The organism is Paenibacillus sp. KS-LC4 (assembly GCF_036894955.1).
GTDB lineage: Bacteria > Bacillota > Bacilli > Paenibacillales > Paenibacillaceae > Pristimantibacillus.
The window spans coordinates 5,665,001-5,685,826 of sequence record NZ_CP145905.1 but is presented as its reverse complement, the minus strand read 5'-3'; the positions used below and the strand labels follow the sequence as shown (position 1 = coordinate 5,685,826).

General features: G+C 49.2%; 14 protein-coding genes. 12 read left to right on the top strand and 2 right to left on the bottom strand.

What is annotated here, in order from left to right:
- Nucleotides 1-88: 88 nt before the first annotated feature.
- Together V5J77_RS24125 and V5J77_RS24120 are read left to right on the top strand one after the other, a co-directional pair.
- On the top strand, nucleotides 89-862 hold the full coding sequence (locus V5J77_RS24125) for an amino acid ABC transporter ATP-binding protein (RefSeq protein WP_338557044.1): 774 nt from the start codon (nucleotides 89-91) through the stop codon (nucleotides 860-862).
- Between the two features lie 83 nt (nucleotides 863-945).
- The gene (locus V5J77_RS24120) at nucleotides 946-1,368 is read left to right on the top strand and encodes an OsmC family protein (protein ID WP_338553331.1); all 423 of its coding nucleotides are present in this window, start codon (nucleotides 946-948) and stop codon (nucleotides 1,366-1,368) included.
- Nucleotides 1,369-1,497: 129 nt separating this feature from the next.
- Here the strand turns inward: V5J77_RS24120 and V5J77_RS24115 are convergent, their stop codons facing one another.
- Both V5J77_RS24115 and V5J77_RS24110 read right to left on the bottom strand, forming a co-directional pair.
- Nucleotides 1,498-1,932, bottom strand: coding sequence for a hypothetical protein (locus tag V5J77_RS24115; protein ID WP_338553330.1), 435 nt, complete (start codon nucleotides 1,930-1,932; stop codon nucleotides 1,498-1,500).
- A gap of 175 nt (nucleotides 1,933-2,107) precedes the next feature.
- Nucleotides 2,108-3,076 (bottom strand): sugar phosphate isomerase/epimerase, encoded by a 969-nt coding sequence (locus V5J77_RS24110; protein WP_338553329.1) that lies wholly within the window; start codon nucleotides 3,074-3,076, stop codon nucleotides 2,108-2,110.
- A 250-nt stretch (nucleotides 3,077-3,326) separates the two neighbouring features.
- Here V5J77_RS24110 and V5J77_RS24105 point away from each other — a divergent pair, with 250 nt between their 5' ends.
- The 10 genes from V5J77_RS24105 (at nucleotide 3,327) to ligA (ending at nucleotide 20,538) form a co-directional block, all read left to right on the top strand.
- Nucleotides 3,327-4,010 carry a response regulator transcription factor gene (locus tag V5J77_RS24105; protein ID WP_338553328.1) on the top strand — a complete coding sequence of 228 codons (684 nt, stop codon included), beginning with the start codon at nucleotides 3,327-3,329 and terminating at the stop codon, nucleotides 4,008-4,010.
- On the top strand, nucleotides 4,004-5,392 hold the full coding sequence (locus V5J77_RS24100) for a HAMP domain-containing sensor histidine kinase (RefSeq protein WP_338553327.1): 1,389 nt from the start codon (nucleotides 4,004-4,006) through the stop codon (nucleotides 5,390-5,392). The genes V5J77_RS24105 and V5J77_RS24100 overlap by 7 nt, the downstream gene beginning before the upstream one ends.
- A 168-nt stretch (nucleotides 5,393-5,560) precedes the next feature.
- The gene (locus V5J77_RS24095) at nucleotides 5,561-8,671 is read left to right on the top strand and encodes an efflux RND transporter permease subunit (protein ID WP_338553326.1); all 3,111 of its coding nucleotides are present in this window, start codon (nucleotides 5,561-5,563) and stop codon (nucleotides 8,669-8,671) included.
- Nucleotides 8,672-8,828: 157 nt separating this feature from the next.
- Complete coding sequence (locus tag V5J77_RS24090) at nucleotides 8,829-10,034, top strand: efflux RND transporter periplasmic adaptor subunit (protein ID WP_338553325.1); 1,206 nt, start codon at nucleotides 8,829-8,831, stop codon at nucleotides 10,032-10,034.
- A gap of 126 nt (nucleotides 10,035-10,160) precedes the next feature.
- Nucleotides 10,161-12,098: a hypothetical protein gene (locus V5J77_RS24085; protein WP_338553324.1), complete on the top strand. Its 1,938-nt coding sequence runs from the start codon at nucleotides 10,161-10,163 to the stop codon at nucleotides 12,096-12,098.
- 168 nt (nucleotides 12,099-12,266) lie between these two features.
- The gene (locus V5J77_RS24080; RefSeq protein ID WP_338553323.1) at nucleotides 12,267-14,804 is read left to right on the top strand and encodes a DUF3656 domain-containing protein; all 2,538 of its coding nucleotides are present in this window, start codon (nucleotides 12,267-12,269) and stop codon (nucleotides 14,802-14,804) included.
- Nucleotides 14,805-14,896: 92 nt separating this feature from the next.
- Nucleotides 14,897-15,103 carry a hypothetical protein gene (locus V5J77_RS24075; RefSeq protein ID WP_338553322.1) on the top strand — a complete coding sequence of 69 codons (207 nt, stop codon included), beginning with the start codon at nucleotides 14,897-14,899 and terminating at the stop codon, nucleotides 15,101-15,103.
- A 164-nt stretch (nucleotides 15,104-15,267) separates the two neighbouring features.
- A complete protein-coding gene (locus V5J77_RS24070) occupies nucleotides 15,268-15,990 on the top strand; it encodes a heptaprenylglyceryl phosphate synthase (RefSeq protein ID WP_338557041.1) in 723 nt (240 codons plus the stop codon).
- Nucleotides 15,991-16,105: 115 nt separating this feature from the next.
- A complete protein-coding gene (gene pcrA / locus V5J77_RS24065; RefSeq protein WP_338553321.1) occupies nucleotides 16,106-18,457 on the top strand; it encodes a DNA helicase PcrA in 2,352 nt (783 codons plus the stop codon).
- Between the two features lie 32 nt (nucleotides 18,458-18,489).
- Nucleotides 18,490-20,538: an NAD-dependent DNA ligase LigA gene (gene ligA, locus V5J77_RS24060; protein WP_338557039.1), complete on the top strand. Its 2,049-nt coding sequence runs from the start codon at nucleotides 18,490-18,492 to the stop codon at nucleotides 20,536-20,538.
- Nucleotides 20,539-20,826: the final 288 nt, after the last annotated feature.

The following is a 20,826-nucleotide window of genomic DNA, read 5'->3' as shown; positions in this document are numbered from 1 at the left end:
TGGGCTTATATTTCATCGCGAAACGGGAGCTTTGCCGCCAGAGGACGGCGGCAGCCGTTTACGCTTGGGTTGGGGCGTGAGAAATACGATGATTACGACGGAGAAATTAACGAAGTCTTTTCAAGGCAATGAGGTGCTGAAGGGGATCAACCTCCAGGTTAATCCAGGGGAAATTATTGTTCTGCTCGGCCCAAGCGGCTCGGGAAAAAGCACGCTGCTTCGCTGCCTGAACGGGCTGGAAACATTAAGCGGCGGCCGTATTGAGATGAACGGTGTTCGCCTTGATGCCCAGATGAAGCCACGCGAGCATAGACAGCATGTCCAAACCATTCGTCGTCATAGCGGGATGGTCTTTCAACAGTTTAATCTGTATCCTCATAAAACGGCGCTTGGCAACGTCATAGAATCGCTGCTCGTCGTGAAAAAGCTGCCTAGAAGCGAAGCGGTTGCCATCGGCAAAAAAATGCTGAAGCGCGTCGGGCTGGAGGGCAAGCTGGATGAATATCCGTCAAGGCTGTCTGGCGGACAGCAGCAGCGGGTAGCCATTGCAAGGGCGCTGGCAATGGAGCCGGATGTTTTATTATTTGATGAGCCGACATCCGCGCTTGATCCGGAGTTAGTTGGCGAGGTGCTTGATGTGATGCAGCAGCTGGCTCGCGAAGGGATGACGATGCTGGTGGTAACGCATGAAATGGCTTTTGCCCGCCATGTCGCGAATCGTATTGTGTTTATGGATGATGGGCAAATTGTCGAGGAGGCAGCACCAGATGTGTTTTTCGATCATCCTGTTACCGAACGGGCGCGCCGATTTCTAAGCAAGCTGGGTCAGCACAGAGGATTGCAGCAAGAACAGCAATTATGATCGACAAAATATAAATACGAACGACAAGGTTAAACCAGGAGGCTTGGCCTTCGATTCTTACGAAAGAAAGAGGGTACATTACAATGAAGGTTACAACAACATGGACAGGCAAGCGTGCATTTACATCTGTTGGGCCATCTGGCTACAGCGTTGGAATGGATGCGACCGCAGCCTATGGCGGCGACGGGCAAGGAGCTACACCGATGGAGCTGCTGCTGGCGGGCCTCGCAGGCTGTATCGGCATTGATATTACGATGATTATGGATGCGTTCCTTGGTTCAATCAGCAGCATCGAGATTGATGCGGAGGGCACGCGCAAGGAGGAAATGCCGAAGGGCTTTACGGCCATTGATCTTATTTTTAAAGTGAATGGCGATGTGCCGGATTACCGGATTTGGAAAGCGATTGAGCTGGGCAAGGAAAAATATTGCGCTGTCTCGGATTCGCTGAAAGCGGACATTCGTTACCGGCTTGTGCTCAACGGGGTAGAAATGACGCGGGGATAAGCTGATCTCTGTACAAACACAACTAAGCACATACAAAAAGGTCGTAATCCGAAACTGCCGTTGGCGGTTAGGGTTACGGCTTTTTTTCTGTCTATACAGGAAGCAGTAGGGCTACCGCTCAGCTAGCATCTAAGCATAAGCTGGAGCTGTCTCCGAGGCGGTAGCATGAATGATACCAGCGAATTTGCCCTGCTCATTCATCATAACGATGCAATCGCTGCATAGGTCGGCGTGACGATCAGAGGCTATATTTTTCAATGAGGAGCTGCTATGCAGATTAAAGCTTGTGTCTGTGGAGGAAGCGATGATGGAGTGGAAGCGGGTGTTCATGAGTTTGGTAATGTCCGCCTGATAATAGCCAAGGAAGCTGCTCGATAAGTGGAGAAAAAATCGGTCGCGCATAACGAGCCCAACAGGCTCTGCCAGCGAATTACATACGACAGCGTATGGAGCTTCCGGGTAGCTGCGGAACAGCTGTAGTGCTTCATAGCAGGTTTGGCCTGTAGCAAGCTGAGGGACGAATGCAGCAACGACAACGTTGAAATCAGAAGCATGGCTAGTCATATGAATCACCTATCCTCTGTTGTAGTGGGAGTTGCTCTTATAGCTTACGCTGGTAGGATTAACGCGGAGAGTGTTATTTATTAGCGGGATGTTAAAATTACACGAGCTAGCCTACCCTCTATTTGTGAAAAAAGAACGGCTGCATCCTCGCCGGATGCAGCCGCCCTCCTTTAACCTATACCCACCACATTTCGCCCAGTGGTTCTTTAATCAGCACTTGCTGCAGGTTTTGCACCGCTTTGGTGAACCCTTCGTCTACGGACATCAGACCGTCCTCGTGCTCGATGCTCACCACATAGTCGTAGCCGACCAGACGCAGCGCGCTAATAATGTCCGCCCATACCTTCAGGTCATGCCCGAAGCCGACGGTGCGGAATTGCCAAGCGCGATCCAGCATCAGCGAATACGATTGCATATCCGTTACGCCGTGATGGTTGACGTTGATTGGATCAATCGTCGTATCCTTCGCGTGGAAATGATGAATGGCGCCAGCGCGTCCCAAAATATGAACAGCTTGAACCGGATCAATTCCTTGCCACCACATATGGCTTGGGTCAAGGTTGGCGCCGATAACCGGGCCAACCGCTTCACGAAGGCGAAGCAGCGTTGCCGGGCTGTGAACGGAGAAGCCGCCGTGCAGCTCAAGTCCGATTTTCACGCCATGCGCTTCAGCAAGTGCACCGATCTCAGTCCAATAAGGGATAACCTTGTGTTCCCACTGCCAAGCCAAAATTTCTTGGAAATCGTTTGGCCAAGGTGCAACCGGCCAGTTCGGATATTTAGCATCCTCGTGGTCGCCGGGGCAGCCGGAAAATGTATTTACGACAGGAACGCCGAGGCGGCCTGCGAGCTCAATCGTTTTGCGAATCGTAGCGTCATCCGCAGCAGCTAAATGCTTTTGTGGGTGCAGCGGATTAGCATGGCAGCTCAGGGCGCTGATGATCAGGCCGCGTGATTCTACCGCATGCTTAAACGCTTTCAACTTTTCCTCATCGGCAAGCAGGGCATCAGGATCACAGTGGGCTGTGCCAGGGTAACCGCCAGTGCCGATTTCAATAGCATCCAATCCTTTGGCAGCTATGTAATCGAGCGCTTCTTCAAAAGACTTCTGTGCGAAAAGCACGCTGAATACTCCTAATTTCATGTGCAATCATTCCTCCTATTTTATAAGAAAAGCTAATTCCCATTATACCATTGCCTAATTGCCGATATCTAATGAAAACTGCAAATTTGACATAATTGCATATAAACAAAACAAAAGGTTACCTAAAGCCCGCTCATACGTACAAGATAAAGATAATACTTGACAGCTTTTTCTATCTTTAGGCTATAATTTTGTAAAGAAGCTGCCGAAAATAATGGGAAAGCCACAGGAGAGCGGGAGGAACAAAGAGATGGCAAGTGTCATGCTGGTAGATGATGATCCAGATATACGCGAGCTCATGCACGCACAGCTTAGCAGTGAGGGATTTCAGACGATTCAGGCAAGTCACGGCAAAGAGGCCATGCGGCTGCTGCGAAAGCAAAAAGCAGATTTAGTAGTGCTGGATGTGATGATGCCCTTCATGGATGGCTGGGAGCTATGCAAATTTGTAAAGGAAGAATACCCGAATGTCCCAGTACTGATGGTAACAGCAAAGCGTGAAATTAATCAAAAAATCAAAGCGTTTGGCCTGGGAACCGATGATTATATGGTGAAGCCTTTCGAGCCCTATGAGCTTGTGCTGCGCGTTCGGGCATTGTTGAAGCGCTACCGGATTGAGGCGTCTATGCGGCTGCAGTTGGGTGATTTTGTGCTGGACCGGCACACGTTTGAGATGATTCAGGGGCAGGTACGGGTAGCGCTGCCGCTGAAGGAGTTCGAGCTGCTGTTCAAGCTAGCGGGCAACCCGGGAAAAATTTTCACGCGCAACGAGCTGATCAGCCAAATTTGGGGTCCGCAGTTTTTCGGCGATGAGCGGACAGTGGATGTACATATTAAACGATTGCGCGAACGTTTTGTAGAATTGGATGCACCGTTTACGATTGTGACCAAGCGGGGGCTTGGCTACAGGCTCGAAATGGTGGACGCATGCTAAGAACCTTATATGTAAGGGTTATTATTAGTTTTATAACAGCGGTGCTGATTGGTCTGGTCAGCGCCTTCTTCATTACGATTACGCTGTTTAAGGACCAGGTGATCACCGAGGTTCAGAAGGATGTCTTGCAATACGGCCATTCGATTGCCGCTTTATATGAGCAGTATGGCATAGAGGAAGCGAAGCAAATTGTTACGCTATTAGAGCCTACCCCGAACTATAAATATATGGTTATGGATGACAAGGGCTGGCTCACCGAGGAGGGGAAGCTGTTTGCGGAATTTGGCATTGCTCCCGGAGGCAGCATTTCGGCATCAGTATTAAAGGGCGAGCCGTTTGTGTATTTTGATATTGGGCTTACGGAAGGCAAAGGCCTCGTGCTCGGGATGCCATTTACTTCTAATCATAAAACGTACGCGTTGTTTGTACACCAGCCGACGAGCAAGACAGTTATTTTCAATCAGATGCTCTTCGTTGCGCTTGCTGTTGTGCTCGGAGTGGGCGGTCTGTGCATCTTTGTGGCCGCCATCTATTTGGTGCGTCCGCTTAAAGAAATGAAGCAGGCGGTAGAGCGGATGGCGAGTGGGCGCTTTGACATTCAGCTAAGATCAGGCAAGCGTACAGATGAGCTCGGGCAACTGGCTCAAAGCTTTAGCAGCATGGCGAAGGAAATTGAGCAGATGGATGAACTGCGGGGGCAATTTGTGAGCAGCGTCTCGCATGAGATTCAATCGCCGCTGACGTCAATTGCCGGATTTTCGCGAATGCTTATGATGGATGCGGTGGAGAATCCCGAGCAGAAGCAGCGATATTTAAACATTATTTATACAGAAAGCCAGCGTCTGTCGCGCCTTAGCGATAATTTGCTTAGGCTGGCGGAGCTGGATTCGGCAGTGCCCGCATTTGATCCGGTTACCTACGATCTCGATGAGCAACTGCGCCAAGTTATTTTGGTCTACGAGCCGCAGTGGTCCGAAAAATCAATTGAAATGATACTGGAGCTGCCGCATGTGAAAATTAATGCCGATGAGGATGGGCTTAGCCAAGTATGGATAAATATAATCGGCAATGCAATTAAATTTGCGCCGGAAGGCGGATATATACGCATTGAAATGAGCCTGGATACAGACAGCATTAAAGTATCCGTGTCCGACAACGGCAGCGGGTTTCCTGACGAAGACGGCTTTAGGCTGTTTGAACGATTTTATAAGGCGGACAAATCGCGCAGCAAAAAGCTGGGCGGAAGCGGCCTTGGCCTCTCCATAGCCCAGAAAATTGTAAATTTGCATAAAGGCGTCATCCGTATTACAAACCGGGTGGAAGGCGGTGCGCGCGTAGACGTGACGCTGCCGAGCATGGCAGCCAAAAAACGCATATCCTGACGGTCTTAAGCAGCCGCTTGCCTCCCCCGATAGCTTGCCATTCTACTTCTACAAATGCGTACCACGCAAAAAAAAGGGCTGCCTGTATCATTTTTTTTGCATGGTTCACGTTATGTTCATACAGAAAGTTTAACGTTGAGGTATACACGCGAGTAGGAGGGGTTCTGGTTGAATGGTTTAATCCGCTTTTCGATGAATAAAGTGGCTGCAATGGTTATATTGATTGCCCTGCTTGTAGGAGGGGGGCTATACGCAACGGCGACTCTGAAAATGGAGACGATTCCCGATATCTCGTTTCCAGTCGTCATGATTCAGACCTCATATCCGGCACCGCCAATGGATGTAATGGATGAGGTGACGAAGCCGATTGAGGATAAAATCGCGAACATACAAGGGCTCGATACACTCAGCTCGACATCTAGCGATAATATTTCCAGCATCATTGTCCAGTTCAAACAGGGCTACGATGTAAAGGAGAAAAAGACGGAGCTGGAAAGTCTGCTGCAGGAGGTAGCGCTTCCGGCTGGCACAAGTACGCCAAAGGTAATGACCTTCGGCTTTTCCTCCCAGCCTGCTTATTACTTAACGCTATATGCTGGGGAAGGCATGTCGCAAATGGAGCTCAACAAGCTTTACGACGATAGCATTAAGCCATCGCTGGAAGGTGTTAATGGTATTGACCATGTTAATTCTATTGGCGTTAGTTCAACCTCGCTCGATATATTGCTGGATGCAGATGCTTTATCCGTGTTCAACTTATCGGCTGTAGAGGTAACCAGTGCCATTCAATCCGCTCTGACGGATGGTGCAGTCGGTACTGTAGAGCTGGACGGCAAAACGCAGATGGCACGGGTGAGTGGCGATTTGAACAGCATTTACGGCCTGCGAAATTTGGAGTTTGCCACGAGGACCGGCCAAACGGTGCTGCTTCAGGATTTGGGAGATGTTCAGGCTGTGAACGAATCGAAGTTTATTGCCCGCTACAACAATCAGCCTGCGCTGGGCATTCGTCTTTATAAGATGAGCGAAGCCAATGCGGTAGATTTCTCCAATGAAGTCAATAAGGTGCTCACCGATTGGGAGACCAAGCAGCCAGCGATTACATTCCAAAAAATTTACGATGGCGCAGATGAGGTTAGAAAGTCGATCAGCGGCATTTTAAAAGAAGGCTTTATCGGAATTGCTCTTGCCTCGCTTATGATTCTGCTATTCCTTCGCAATATTCGGATGACATTGATCGTTCTCGTCTCGATTCCACTCTCGATTCTGATTACGCTGATTATGATGTCGACCATGAATATTACGCTGAATATTATGACGCTTGGCGGTATGTTCATCGCCATTGGGCGAATTGTGGATGATAGTATCGTCGTCATTGAGAACATATACAGCAATCTGGAAAAAGCGCAGGAGCGCGGCGATTCCGTCATTCTTATGGCTACCCGCCAAGTTTCCATGGCGATTACCTCTTCGACGCTCGTTACGGCAGGCGTGTTCCTGCCACTCGCAGTTGTTGGCGGAATCGTTGGCCAGATGTTCCGACCATTTGCGCTGACGGTATCATGTGCTCTGCTTGCTTCACTCGTTGTGGCGCTGACGGTCATTCCTATGATGACAAAGCTGCTCGTACTGCGCAGCCGCAAGCAGATTAAGCACAACGAGCATGCGCATGACGGCAAAGTGACGCGTCTATATGAGCGTATTCTAGTATGGTGCTTGTCTCATCGGATCAAAACCTTGCTGCTGTCGCTTGTCATGCTGATTATGACGATGGCGATTACAATTCCGAATTTGGCAGTTAACTTCCTGCCTTCGGGTGGTCCGGAGAAGCTCGTTTACTTCCAAGTGAAGTATCCTTATGAAACGTCACTTGAAAGCAATGACATGCAGTCGCGAGAAATTGAGAAAATGCTGCTGGATGCCAAGGACAGCAAGGGCGACCCCGTGTTCACCTTCGTGGAGTCCTTGGTTGGATATGCGGATAGTGACGATACCGTTCCTTATACAACCTTGCTTACCGCTGAGATCAGCGAAGCAGAGAATGCTACTGCGGTCTTGAACAACTATGTGGAGCTGATTAAAAATCAGTTGCCGAAGGGCACGGAAGTAACGGGAGAGACAGCAAGTGGCAGTGGAGGACTTAACGGAGGAACCTTCTCTTATGTGCTGAAAGGTGACAATCAAGAGGTGCTTGAGCAGGGTGCCGCACTCGTCAAGGATAAAATGAAGGAATTCCCTGAGCTTACAAAAATCAAGGATACGCTTAGCGACGCCAAAACGGAAATAAGCATTACCGTTTCGCAGACGAAGGCTAGAGAGCTTGGACTTAATCCTGCTGATGTCAGAGATTCCGTTCGGATGTGGCTTGCAGAGCAGCGTCTTGGCGATATTCGCTTTAATAATGTTTTGTATTCCACAGTGGTCAAGCTTCGCGATGAAGATAAAGGCTCGCTGGATAAGCTTGGCAGAATGCCGATTTTATCGCAGACGGCAGGCATCGTTTATTTGCAAGAGGTGGCCAAAGTGGAGGAAGTACAGGCCCCTGCTGCATTGAGCCGGGAATCGCGCTCGCAGATCGTGAAGATGACGGCTACCATTGATGCAGCAAATCAAAATGATGTCAGCACAAGAGTGGCGGCTGCGCTGGATGCAATTGAGCTTCCAGCAGGTGTATCTACCGAGGTAAAAGGCGTGACGGAGGACATCACCAAAAGCTTTACGCAGCTGTTTATGGCTATGGCTGTATCCATCGCTATTGTTTATTTTATACTGGTTCTGTGCTTCGGCAATGCCGGCACGCCGTTCGCGATTCTGTTCTCGCTGCCGCTCGCGATTATTGGCGGTTTGCTGGGCCTGCTGGTTATGAATGAATCAATTAATATTACATCCCTCATAGGATTTATGATGCTGATCGGCATCGTCGTTACCAATGCGATCGTATTGCTCGACCGAGCGCAGCAGCTGCGGCATGATGGCTTCTCCGTCCGCCATGCGCTGGTTGAAGCAGGAAGAGTCCGGCTGCGTCCGATTATTATGACAGCAGGCGCAACGATAGTAGCGATGATACCTCTGGCAATGGGCACTGGTGAAGGTGTACTTATTTCTAAAGGGCTAGCGGTCGTTGTTATCGGCGGCTTGATTACATCTACACTGCTTACGCTTGTAGTTGTACCAGTCGTATATGAGATGCTTGAGGCGATTAGCAATAAGCTGTTCCGCAAAGGAAAGGGCCAAGCAACACCAGTGGATTTTAATAAGCCTGCCCATTTGGAAGGCTAAACATTTAAAATATAAGCCTTTATAAATTTTTCTCTTATAAACAGGCTTATATTTCTCCGACAAAGCTTTGCGCACGTCCTAGAAGAACGACGAAGTCGTTTTTGCTTGGCACATAAATGGTTAAGAGGGTTAACAATAAAGAGGGGAGCTGGAATATATGTTTTTTCGTTTGATCAAGCAGGAGCGGCGAAGCAAAGCGGCTCTCGCAGCCGTGTTTGCAATGGCTTTAATGGCTGCGGGATGCTCAAGCGCCGCACCTGCTGCAGAAGAGACAGCAGTAGAGCAGCAAGTGACAGTCATTAAAACAGAGGCGGTAGCCAAGCACAGCATGGGAAATCCGCGCGAGCAGGTAGCTGAGGTAAGCGCCTCGGTTCGTCTGGACATTCCGACAATGGCTTCCGGCAAAATTGCTCGCGTGCTTAAGGGCAATGGCGACACCGTTAACAAAGGAGAAGCTATCATTCAATTGGAGTCGAATCTCGCAGTGCTGGATCGTAAGCGTGCGGAAACCAGCCTGTCAGCTGCCGAGCAATCTCTAGTAAAGGCTAAGCAGGAAATTGCAACAGGTCGTTCTACCTTGCTTAATAATATTGCTAGTCTGGAGACGCAGTACATTCAGGCGAGTGCCGGTGATGATCAAAATTTGATTGATGCCGCACGTCGTAATCTGGAGTCGGCGAAGCAGCAGCTTGCCGACTTGGATAATGGCAGCTCGCTTGCGGGCTTGCAGTCCCAAATCGATGCGGCGAGATTAGCTGTGGAGCAGGCTGATCTTCAGCTGGACAGCTATCAAATTACCGCTCCAGCGAGCGGTACGATTACTGATTTTGCCGTGAGCGAGGGCATGACGATAAACGCAGGTACAGTAGTAGCTGTCGTGCAGAACGTGAAGCAAATTTCGATTAAAACGGAGCTTAGCGAACCAGCAGCCGAGCTGGCCCGCGGCAAGTCAGAACTTGTCTACTACAATGCGGAAAATCCATCTGTGAAGAAAAAAGCGAAAGTGGTCTATCTCGCCTCAGTGCCTAATGCAAAAACGAGAATGTACGCGCTTGAGCTTACAACGGACAATGCGGATGGCGTACTGAAGCCCGGAAGTCGCGTTCAGGTGGAGCTGACGACCGTTGCAGAGGAGAATGTAATTGCTGTTCCATCGCTGAGCATTGTGCGTGATGGCAGCGAAACCTTCGTTATGCTGTCCAATGCAGGTACAGCTGAGAAGCGTGCCGTTAAACTGGGACGTATCAATGGCGTCTATCAGGAAGTGCTGGAAGGGCTGAAAGAGGGAGAGAGCGTAGTCGTCTCCGGTCAGCATACGCTGAGCGATGGACAGAAGATTGAGAACGAAGAGGCTGCGAAGTAAACAAAGCGCAAGAAAGCATGTTTAGAAGCCGTTATGGAATACTGTCATTCATCCCGCATTTGGAGCCTCACTCCTCATAATGCGGGGTGTTTTGCTATAGAAGCTTATTGTTCAGGGGGATGCATAATGCGTATAAATACGTCAATCAAGATGCTGTTGAGCTTAATCATCATATTTTCCTCGTTGCCTGCATTAGGGATGGCGGAAGCTCCTGCGACGGAGAAACAAAGAATAAGGCATATGATTGATTTTGATTATTGGGTTTTTGGTGACTCGGTTAATTTAACAACCTATAAAATAAGCTACGATACAGGCTTGGTTAAACGTGCGGATTATAGGTTTACTGATGACTCTTTACTTCCGCAAGTCCGTAATGGGTATTTACACAACGGAATAGCGAGTGCTGTTGAGGACACTCCTTCAGGTCTTAAAGGGTATGGTTTGATAGATTTAATAAATAAATCGAAGCAAAGGGTGGTAGTCATTTATGAGTTTGATTATGCCACGCTTTCTTTAAGGAAGGTCAGAGAATTTTCATTGAATCAAAATCAAGATGCTCATTTGTATTCAAGAGTTGGCTTGTATTCTATTGAGTCAAAGGGCTCAAGTGCGGAATTTTATTCATTGTCCGATAATAAACCTGTTTTTACAGGAGGAGTCATGCTTGGAAGCTATCAGGTTGGGATGACCGAATATAGCATGGAGCCTTTTCCAGAAGGTAGAAATTATATTGTTTATTGTTCTGATGCGAATCTCAAAGATTGTTATCAATTAAAATTTGGTGGAGATAGGGGGAAGAATATAAAAGTTACAGTAAACAAGGCCAAGTATGATGCTGCTGAAAAAATACGTACCCGTACATTTACAGCAGGAGGTGTAAAAGTAACGCTGGAGGAAAATCGAAGGTTCAATCCCTCTAAATGGAAAGTAACAGCTATTAAAGACGGGCAAACTAGCGTTTTCTTCGAAGGCTACGCCTCCAATATTAAGGCATTCGCTTCGCCTCATGAAAAAAATCTGCTGTTAACGGTAGAAACCAACAAAGGCAAAAAGCTGGAGTCCTCCGTCGTACATATGATTAGCTTGGAAAAGTTTCAATGGCTTAAAAAATATAAATCGCCCTATAACAAAGAGATGACGGGGGTAACTTGGGTTTCCGACGATCTATATGTTGGTGAACATAATATAGACATCATTTCTGATTATCCGATGTACTTCACCAGCTTTTCAAGTCTTTCGAGTATAAGAGCTGAATATGATCCTTATTTAGATGAGTTTATGTATGCGGGCTGGACAACCTTTAGTAATGACGATCTTTTTATAGTCGCTGTTCCAGTAGCCATTAAAGCAGGTCGTATTGTGCTTGAGTCGAAGGAGCAAAATGCTTTTTATCTGAATGAGCAGTATTATGTCCCTTTGAAGGAATTTTCCGAAGCCTTCCATATTGATTATTCTGTAGGTAAAGAAAATATATCTTTTTCTCGATATGAACGTCGAGCATCACTCTCGATGAAAGGTAATGAAGTCATTAGAAGGGGCAATAACTTGTATCTCCCATTAGGGACTTGGAATGAAGATCTTGGTTTAGAGGTGTCTGAAACGAAAGACCCTTCGTATACTCTTTTCTTTAATAAACTAAATATGGAGGTTACCTTAATAGATAAGGAAAAAGAGCAGAGTGATGGTGTGAGCGAAGAAGTAAATTCGATTGAGAAAGAGGTTCGAATGCTGAAGCGTGCTAATCCGGAGGCTCCCTTTGAAGAAGCGGCTGATGTGACAATTAGTCGTTATGGAGCACTCGTAACATTGGAGCATAATAAACGATTAAGCATCGAGGGCTACAACCTTCATTTTAAGGATCAAACCATGATGATTGAAGTATATACGACAGATTTAAAGAAGCTTCTCGCGAAAATTCCTGTAGATGTGGGCTGGGGAAAATTTGACGTTCGTATGTTGGCTCCGTTTATAGAGGATAGCGCTACGATTATCATACCGTATAAAGAGAATCTATACGAAGCTATAACGGTTCACTATCAACCTTTCGATAAGGAGGTATTCTAAAAGGCATCGTTTCTTAAATGATTCATAAATGATTGATAAAATAGCGCTTTTGCAGTCTTCTGCTTATGAATCTCCTATTTTGTCAACAATGTATGGTGGAATAGCTGGCGGCGGTTTGTTACACTAGTAGCAACAGATTGCTAACTATTGAGGAGAATGTGCGGTATTATGAAAGCAAATATAAGGCGTGAAGATGTAGAGTTGCTTGCTCCGGCAGGTGACTGGGAATGTATGCGGGCGGCGGTTGCGAACGGCGCGGATGCTGTCTTTTTTGGTGTGGAAAAATTCAATGCGCGTGCGAGAGCGAATAATTTCCGCAGCGAGGAGCTGCCAGAGATTATGGCCTTTTTGCACAGCTACGGCGTGCAGGGCTTTTTGACTTTCAACATTCTCGTATTTGAGGACGAGCTGCGCGATGCGCAAGCGCTCATTGAAATGTGTATAGATGCAGGTGTAGACGCGGTTATCGTACAGGATTTGGGACTCGTGAAGCTCATTCGCGAGCTTTCCCCGGATTTCCCGATTCATGGCTCGACGCAGATGACGATTACTTCTCCAGAGGCGGTGGAGTTTACGAAGCCGTTTAATATGGAGCGCGTCGTTCTTGGCCGCGAAAATAACCTCAAGCAAATTAAAACAATCGGCGAGCAGGCGAAGCTTCCTATGGAGGTTTTTGTGCATGGAGCGCTATGCGTATCGTATTCTGGCCAGTGTCTGACCTCGGAAATGTGGGGCGGACGCTCGGCAAACCGCGGCGAATGCGCGCAGGCCTGCCGTCTGCCTTATGACCTGATGGTCGATGGCAAGCATCAGCCGATGGGCGACATTTCGTATTTGCTGTCGCCGAAGGATTTGGCGGCAATTGACCTCGTGCCCGAGTTGATTGAGGCGGGCGTCGTCTCCTTCAAAATCGAAGGACGTCTCAAAAGCCCGGAATACGTTGCCAATGTGGTCAGCAAATACCGTAAGGCGATTGATAAATATTTTGACGGCGACCTGTCGAAGCCATCGGTAGAGGAGGTTCGCGAATTGCAGCAAAGCTTCTCGCGCGGCTTCACACACGGCTTCCTGTCGGGCACGAACAACAAAATGCTAGTAGAAGGCACGTTTCCCAAAAGCCGCGGCGTCTTTATTGGCCGTGTCGAACGTATTCTTCGCGATGCTGTAACCGTCCGTCTGGAAGCTCCGCTTAAGCGCGGCGATGGCGTCGTCTTCGATGCCGGAGATCCGACGAAGAAGGAAGAGGGCGGCCGCGTCTATGACATTCGCCGACAAGGCGTGAAGATTGAAGGCGAGGCGCAGGAAGGCACGCTGCTGGAGCTCGTTCCAGGTCGCAGCGACGTTGATTTGCGCAAGGTGCATGTAGGCGATCGGGTATGGAAAACGAATGATCCTGCGCTTGATAAGCGTCTGCGTGCGACCTATGAGACGGAGAAGCCTTACCGCGTGTTCCCGCTTCATGTTTCGGTAACGGGCAAGCTAGGCGAGCCGCTGCGCACAATATGGACGGATATGCAGAAGGGGACGACGGTAGAGGTCGTATCTGAGCTACTGCTGGAGCAGGCGCAGAAGCGTCCGATGGATGCCGAGCTGCTTAATGATCAGCTGGGCCGTCTAGGCGGAACGGTTTATCAGCTTGACCATTTGGAAGTGCTGCTGGAGGGCGAGCTGATTGTGCCCGTGCGCGAGCTTAACCGGATGCGCCGCGAGGCGGTGGAGCATTTGGCTGGAGAACGACCAAAGCCGCCCGTTTATGTGAAAAATAACATCGACCCGCTGGCAGACACCGCGGATCGACAGGCTGTTCCAGCCGCTGCCTCCGGCTATTCGCACGAAGGCGATCTTGCGCCGCGCCTGACGGCTCTATGCCGCAGCTTGCCTCAAGTCGAAGCGGCGATTGCCGCCGATGTCGATATGATTTACGCTGATTTTGAATTTATTAAGCAATTTCCGGCGGCAGTAGAGCTGGCGCGAGCGGCAGGCAAGCCTATCGCTCTGGCAACACCGCGCATTCATATGCCAGGTGAGAACGGCTACCATGCCAACATTTTGAAGCTTAAGCCAGACGCTGTGCTTGTCCGCAATACGGGCGCGCTGTATTATTATTTGCGCGCCAAGGCCGAGAACCCCGATCAGCCATTCCCTAAGCTGATTGGCGATTTCTCGCTGAATGTAGCTAATCACAAGACGGTAAAGCTTTTTGAAGAAGTTGGCCTCGATATGATAACACCGTCCTATGACCTGAACATTCAGCAAATGATGGATATGCTGAACAAGGCTAACACGGCGAAGCTGGAAGTTGTCATCCAGCAGCATTTGCCCATGTTCCATACGGAGCATTGCGTCTATTGCACCTTTATGAGTGAAGGCACCAACTTCACGAATTGTGGACGGCCATGTGAGGATTCACGTGCTTCCTTGCAGGACCGTATTGGCATGTCCCATCCGGTTCGCGTAGACGAAGGCTGCCGCAATACCGTGTACAATGCGATTGAGCAATCGGGAGCTGAATATATTAAGCAGTTTTTGGAGCTGGGCATCCCATCCTTCCGCGTCGAGTTTTTGGAAGAAACGCCGGAGCGGGTAACGGAAGTATTGTCCCTTTACCGCGATGCGCTTGATGGGCGGATTACGGGAACGAAAGTATGGCGCACGCTGAAGGCAACAAACCAAATCGGCGTAACACGCGGACAATTGGTGAAATAACAAAGCGAAAAGAGGAGAGCCGGCATTGCGGGAAACGCAGTGCCGGCTTTTTTGAAGGCAAAGGAGGGGTGGCAGAATGATACGAGCATATCGTGCAGAAGACGCCGATTATATCCGTTCAGAAGGCGATTGCTTTTTGTAAGGAGTCGGGATATAAGAAAATTACGCTCTGGACGAATTTTGAGCTTGTCTCAGCAAGAAGAATTTATGAAAAAATGGGCTTTGTCCTGCAAGAAACGCGCCTGCAAACGTTGTCGAATAAAGAGCTTCTGGAAGAGCGCTGGGAACGGGAGGTCTAACCTGTAATGGGGGCTTCTCAAGCGGTTTGACACCGCCATGCGGCTCGCTTAGCATAGGAAGAAGCAGGCTGCAATTTAGAGCCATAGTTACTGAAATAACTGAAGCACTCATAACGATAAGTGAGCTGAATAACGGATAAGGATAAAGCGGGGTAATGATGAGGATGGACGCACACTGGTATGCAGGTTGGAGACATGTATTTAAGCTGGACCCGGAGCGCAGCATCTCAGACGAGGAGCTGGATGCCATTTGCATGTCGGGCACGGATGCGGTGCTAGTAGGCGGCTCAAGCGGCGTGACGTTTGAGAATACCGTAGATTTAATGTCGCGCATTCGCCGTTATGCGGTAGATTGCGCGCTGGAGGTGTCGACGATGGATGCGGCGGTGCCCGGCTTCGACGGCTATTTCGTGCCGCTTGTATTGAACACGAGCAGGGCTGAGTGGATCAATGGCCGCCAGACAGAAGGGCTGCAAGCATTCGGCTCCTTCATTCCTTGGGAGGAAACGGCGGCGCAAGGTTATATTATTTTGAATGGGGAAGCGACCGCCGCCAAGCTGACAGGAGCAAATGCCGGGCTGAACGAGGAGCAGGTGCTGGCACATGTGCAAATGGCGGATCGGCTCATGCGCCTGCCAGTCATTTATTTGGAATACAGCGGTCAGTACGGAGACATGTCGCTCGTTCAAAAAGCATATGACACCATTGCGCAGGCCCAGCTGTTCTATGGCGGCGGCATTGATAGTGCAGAGAAGGCGGCAGAGGCGGCGGCAGCTTGCGATACCGTCATCGTTGGCAATATTATTTATGCGGATTTGGAGGCGGCGCTGGCTACTGTCCCTGCCGTTCACAGCATCATTCGCAAGCATATAAGAAACGAAGCCTAGCTGAAATAAAAACAATTGGCGGTTTAGACGATTAATTGTGTTTGCAAATTGACACTTCACGGCCCGTTGTCTACACTATTGATAGGCGAACAAATGCGAACAAAGGAGTACGACCATGTTTAATTTTATAAGCATCGACGAGGCGGTACAGAAGCTTAATTCCCCGCAGCGCGAAGCGGTAAAAGCAACCGATGGGCCGCTGTTGATTATGGCTGGAGCGGGCAGTGGCAAAACCCGCGTATTAACCCATCGGATCGCTTATCTAATCGAGAAGAAGCGCGTCGCGCCTTGGAGCATTTTGGCGATTACCTTTACGAATAAGGCATCGCGTGAAATGCGGGACAGAGTTAGCGCACTGATTGGCCCGTCGGGCAATGATATTTGGGTATCTACCTTTCACTCGATGTGTGTACGGATTTTGCGCAAGGATATCGACCGAATAGGCTTTACCTCGAATTTTACCATTTTGGATTCTGGCGATCAGCTGTCGGTTATTCGTAATTGCATGAAGGACCTAAACCTCGATACGAAGAAGTTCGAGCCAAAGGCCGTTCAAGCCTCCATCAGCGCAGCGAAGAATGAGCTGCTTACGCCGGAGCGTTATGAGCAGAAGGCGGGGGACTATTTTCAGGATATCGTCATAAAGGTATACAAGTCCTATCAGAAGCGGCTCAAAAGCAATAATTCGCTCGATTTCGACGATTTGATTATGAAGACCATTCAATTGTTTCAGGAAGTACCGGATGTACTGTATTTTTATCAGAACAAATTTCGTTACCTCCATGTCGATGAGTATCAGGATACGAACCGTGCGCAATACATGCTGTGCCGCATGCTTGCTGACAAGCATCACAATATTTGCGTCGTCGGTGACAGCGATCAGTCGATTTACCGTTGGCGCGGGGCGGACATTACGAATATTTTGAATTTCGAGAGCGATTATCCTGAAGCGCGGACGATTATGCTGGAGCAGAACTATCGTTCTACGGCCAATATTTTGAATGCGGCGAATGCGGTCATCAGCCTGAACACCGGGCGCAAGCCGAAGAACCTCTGGACCGATCAAGGTGCCGGAGACGAAATTACAGTGTATCAGGCGGATTCCGAGCATGATGAGGGTTATTTTGTTACAGGTGAGATTCGCAAAAATAAAAATAGCGGCCGTAAATTTGGGGATCACGCTATTTTGTATCGGACGAATGCACAGTCACGGGTTATAGAGGAAATTTTGATTAAATCGGATATCCCTTATCAAATCGTCGGCGGCATCAAGTTCTACGATCGTAAAGAGATTAAAGATTTGCTCGCTTATTTGCGGCTAATTTCCAATCCGGATGACGATATTAGTCTTGCACGCGTCATTAATGTGCCAAAGCGTGGCATTGGTGATACGACGGTTGGCAAGCTGGCCGAGGAGGCCGCGCGGAGCGGCACTTCGATTTTTAACGTTTTGGGCAACCTACAGGGACTGGATATCAATGCCCGCACGCAAGCGCTGCTTGGAGAGTTCTATATTATGATCAGCAACCTTGCCGGTATGGTCGATTATTTATCGGTGACGGAGCTGACGGAGAAGGTGCTGGAGATGACCCAGTACAAGCTGGAGCTTCAGCGCGAGAAAACATTAGAATCGACGGCACGGGTCGAAAATATTGACGAGTTCCTGTCCGTTACGATGGACTTTGAGAAGCGCAACGAAGACAAGACGCTCGTGTCCTTCCTGACAGATCTTGCTCTCATCGCCGATATTGATTCTATGGATAAGCAGGATGAGCAAGGCAATGCCGCCCCAAGCGACGCTGTCGTGCTGATGACGATGCATAGCGCCAAAGGCTTGGAGTTCCCTGTTGTCTTTATTATTGGCATGGAGGAGAGCATCTTTCCACATAGCCGTGCCTTGAACGACAATGATGAGCTGGAGGAAGAACGACGACTTGCTTATGTAGGCATTACAAGGGCAGAGAAGCAGCTGTTTATGACATCGGCCCGGATGCGTACCTTGTTTGGACGCACGGCATCGAATATGCCTTCGCGCTTTTTGGATGAAGTGCCTAGCGAGCTCAAAAAGGATGCCTCCGCTTCGGGCGGTTTTGGCCGCAGCGGAGGAGGAGGCAGATACGGCGCTGGGAGCTCGGCTGGCTTTGGCTCAGGTGGGCGCACAGCTCCTTCGCGTCCTGCGGCAACTGGCGGGCTTGGCTCAGGCGGCCGATCGCTTGGTACGAGCTCAAGCAGCGGTGTTCGAGTAAGCACGCCGCAAGCAGCTGGTGCAGGAGTGACGGGCGCTTCTGGAGATGCAGGCGCGAAGCAGTTCGCTGCTGGCGACCGAGTAGCCCACGGCAAATGGGGCGAAGGCGTTATTGTATCTGTGAAAGGAACAGGCAATGACATGGAGCTTCAGATCGCTTTTCCCGCTCCGACAGGAGTGAAACGACTGCTTGCAGGCTTTGCGCCAATAACGAAAGTTTAGCTCATTATTGAAAGGGGACATTTGCTGTGGAAATGAACCAAGCGGAAGCAGCTGCAGCTACACCTGCCCAAACCGAACGTATGATTACATTAATTGATGAAATTACGGCTCATAACTACCAGTATTACACGCTGGATCAGCCGTCCATTGACGATGCAGACTATGACAAGCTTTATGATGAGCTGGTTGCATTGGAGAAGGAGACGGGAATCGTGCTGCCGGATTCTCCAACACAGCGTGTTGGGGGAGAACTGCTTAAGGGCTTTGAGCCGCATCGTCACCGTGCCAAGCTATGGAGCCTGGACAAGGCGCAAAACATCGAAGGGCTGCATGCCTGGAACCAGCGAATGCTGCGGGCAGTTAACGATTATAATACGAAAAATCCGGATGTTGATCCGCTCCCAGACCCAAGCTATGTGATAGAGCTGAAGTTTGATGGATTGACGTTGAATTTGACCTATGAGGATGGCAAGCTGACTCAGGCGGCTACGCGGGGCAATGGCGCGATAGGGGAAGGAATTTTGGCACAGGTGAAGACGATTCGCTCAGTCCCTCTCACCATTCCTTATCGAGAAGGTTTGATCGAGGTGCAAGGCGAGGGAATTATGCAGCTGTCGGTGCTGGAGAAGTACAACCAGACGGCAGCTGAGCCGCTCAAAAATGCGCGCAATGCAGCAGCGGGTGCCCTGCGCAACTTAAATCCGAAGACGACTGCGGAGCGGAAGCTGAGCGCATTTTTCTACAATATAGGCTATTCAGAGGAGCTGGCATTCACCACCCATCAGGAAATGCAGCAGTTTTTGCGGGACAATCGGTTTAAAGTAAATCCATATGCGGTTTATTTTGACACGATTGAAGAGGTAGCTGCTGAGCTGGAGCGCTTGGCAGAGGGCCGTAACGATCTCGATTATCTAATAGATGGAGCTGTGGTCAAGCTTACGGATATCCGTACTCGGGAAGCTCTCGGCTACACAGACAAGTTCCCGCGTTGGGCGGTCGCGTTTAAGTTCGAGGCGGAAGAAGCGGCAACTATACTGCAATCCGTTTCTTGGGAAGTTGGCCGTACCGGCAAAATAACGCCCGTCGCCCGCGTCGAAGCTGTGGAGCTTGCAGGTGTTACTGTACAAAACTGTACGCTCAATAATATTGGCGATATCGAACGGAAAAATCTTAAGTTTGCGCTTGGTACATTCGTTACTATTCGTCGCTCCAATGATGTCATACCAGAAATTCTCGGCAAAACCGATGAAATAGAGGGCCAGGAAATCGTATTTCCAGAGCAGTGTCCTTCCTGTGGCACGGAGCTTGAGCAGCGCGGCGCGCATTTGTTCTGCAACAACCGCTTAGGCTGTGGGCCGCAAATGATTGGTCGCATTACGCATTTTGCCTCGCGGGATGCGATGGACATTGATACATTCAGCGTTATGACGGCTGAGCAGCTGTATACAGAATGCAAGGTTCATGATCCTGCCGATCTATATGCGCTGGAGTATGACGATCTAATTAAGCTGGAACGGTTCGGGGAACGGAAGGCGCGTAAGCTTCTTGATGCGTTTGAGAAGTCCAAAAGCCGTGATTTGACGGCATTTCTATATGCGCTCGGTATTCCGAACACAGGAAAGTCTACGACGCGGACGCTAGCGGATCATTATGGCAGCTTGGATGCTGTAATGTCGGCTTCGGTGGAAGAGCTGGTTGAGCTGCCTGATATCGGCAGTATTGTAGCGGAGAGTATTGTAAGCTTCTTTGCCGACCCGGTTATGGCTGAAAGCATCGCTCGTATGCGGGCTGCCGGGGTAAGGGCGGAAGCCGAGCATAAAGCCGTTGTGCGGGAAGATAGTGTATTCAGCGGCAAAACCGTAGTCATTACAGGAACCTTATCGGGAATGAGCCGCGACGAAGCTGCAAAGAAGCTCGAAGCGTGCGGAGCGAAGGTGTCCGGAAGTGTGTCGAAGAAGACGGATTATGTCATCGCTGGTGAAAATGCAGGCAGCAAGCTCACGAAAGCGAAGGAGCTAGGCATAACCGTAATTGAAGATGAAGCTGAATTGCTGCGTTTATTGGAAGGAAACGAAGCGTAATTGGCCGAAAAGTGCCGCCACACCTAGGTTCTGGGACGTGCGCGGCGCTTTTTTTCATAATAAGGGATAAGGTTTCAGGAGGGGGTTTATAAAAAAATGAAAAGTTTTTCGCGAAAGTAGTTGCATTTCGAAAATGGACATGGTATATTACTTCTTGTCGCTTCGGAGACATCGAGTTACACAGCAGAAATATTGAGAAATAAACAATAAAATAAGCTGTTGACACTGTCGAAGAATGATGATAACATATACAACTGTCACTACAAAATGTGACAAACAAGTTCCTTG

What these genes read in the sequence shown, in the direction of transcription:
- V5J77_RS24080 (WP_338553323.1), top strand. Translation starts at nt 12,267, where the DNA reads ATGAAAGCAAATATAAGGCGTGAAGATGTAGAGTTGCTTGCTCCGGCA.
- V5J77_RS24110 (WP_338553329.1), bottom strand. Translation starts at nt 3,076, where the DNA reads ATGAAATTAGGAGTATTCAGCGTGCTTTTCGCACAGAAGTCTTTTGAA.
- V5J77_RS24090 (WP_338553325.1), top strand. Translation starts at nt 8,829, where the DNA reads ATGTTTTTTCGTTTGATCAAGCAGGAGCGGCGAAGCAAAGCGGCTCTC.
- V5J77_RS24100 (WP_338553327.1), top strand. Translation starts at nt 4,004, where the DNA reads ATGCTAAGAACCTTATATGTAAGGGTTATTATTAGTTTTATAACAGCG.
- V5J77_RS24115 (WP_338553330.1), bottom strand. Translation starts at nt 1,932, where the DNA reads ATGACTAGCCATGCTTCTGATTTCAACGTTGTCGTTGCTGCATTCGTC.
- ligA (WP_338557039.1), top strand. Translation starts at nt 18,490, where the DNA reads ATGAACCAAGCGGAAGCAGCTGCAGCTACACCTGCCCAAACCGAACGT.
- V5J77_RS24070 (WP_338557041.1), top strand. Translation starts at nt 15,268, where the DNA reads ATGGACGCACACTGGTATGCAGGTTGGAGACATGTATTTAAGCTGGAC.
- V5J77_RS24085 (WP_338553324.1), top strand. Translation starts at nt 10,161, where the DNA reads ATGCGTATAAATACGTCAATCAAGATGCTGTTGAGCTTAATCATCATA.
- V5J77_RS24105 (WP_338553328.1), top strand. Translation starts at nt 3,327, where the DNA reads ATGGCAAGTGTCATGCTGGTAGATGATGATCCAGATATACGCGAGCTC.
- pcrA (WP_338553321.1), top strand. Translation starts at nt 16,106, where the DNA reads ATGTTTAATTTTATAAGCATCGACGAGGCGGTACAGAAGCTTAATTCC.
- V5J77_RS24120 (WP_338553331.1), top strand. Translation starts at nt 946, where the DNA reads ATGAAGGTTACAACAACATGGACAGGCAAGCGTGCATTTACATCTGTT.
- V5J77_RS24125 (WP_338557044.1), top strand. Translation starts at nt 89, where the DNA reads ATGATTACGACGGAGAAATTAACGAAGTCTTTTCAAGGCAATGAGGTG.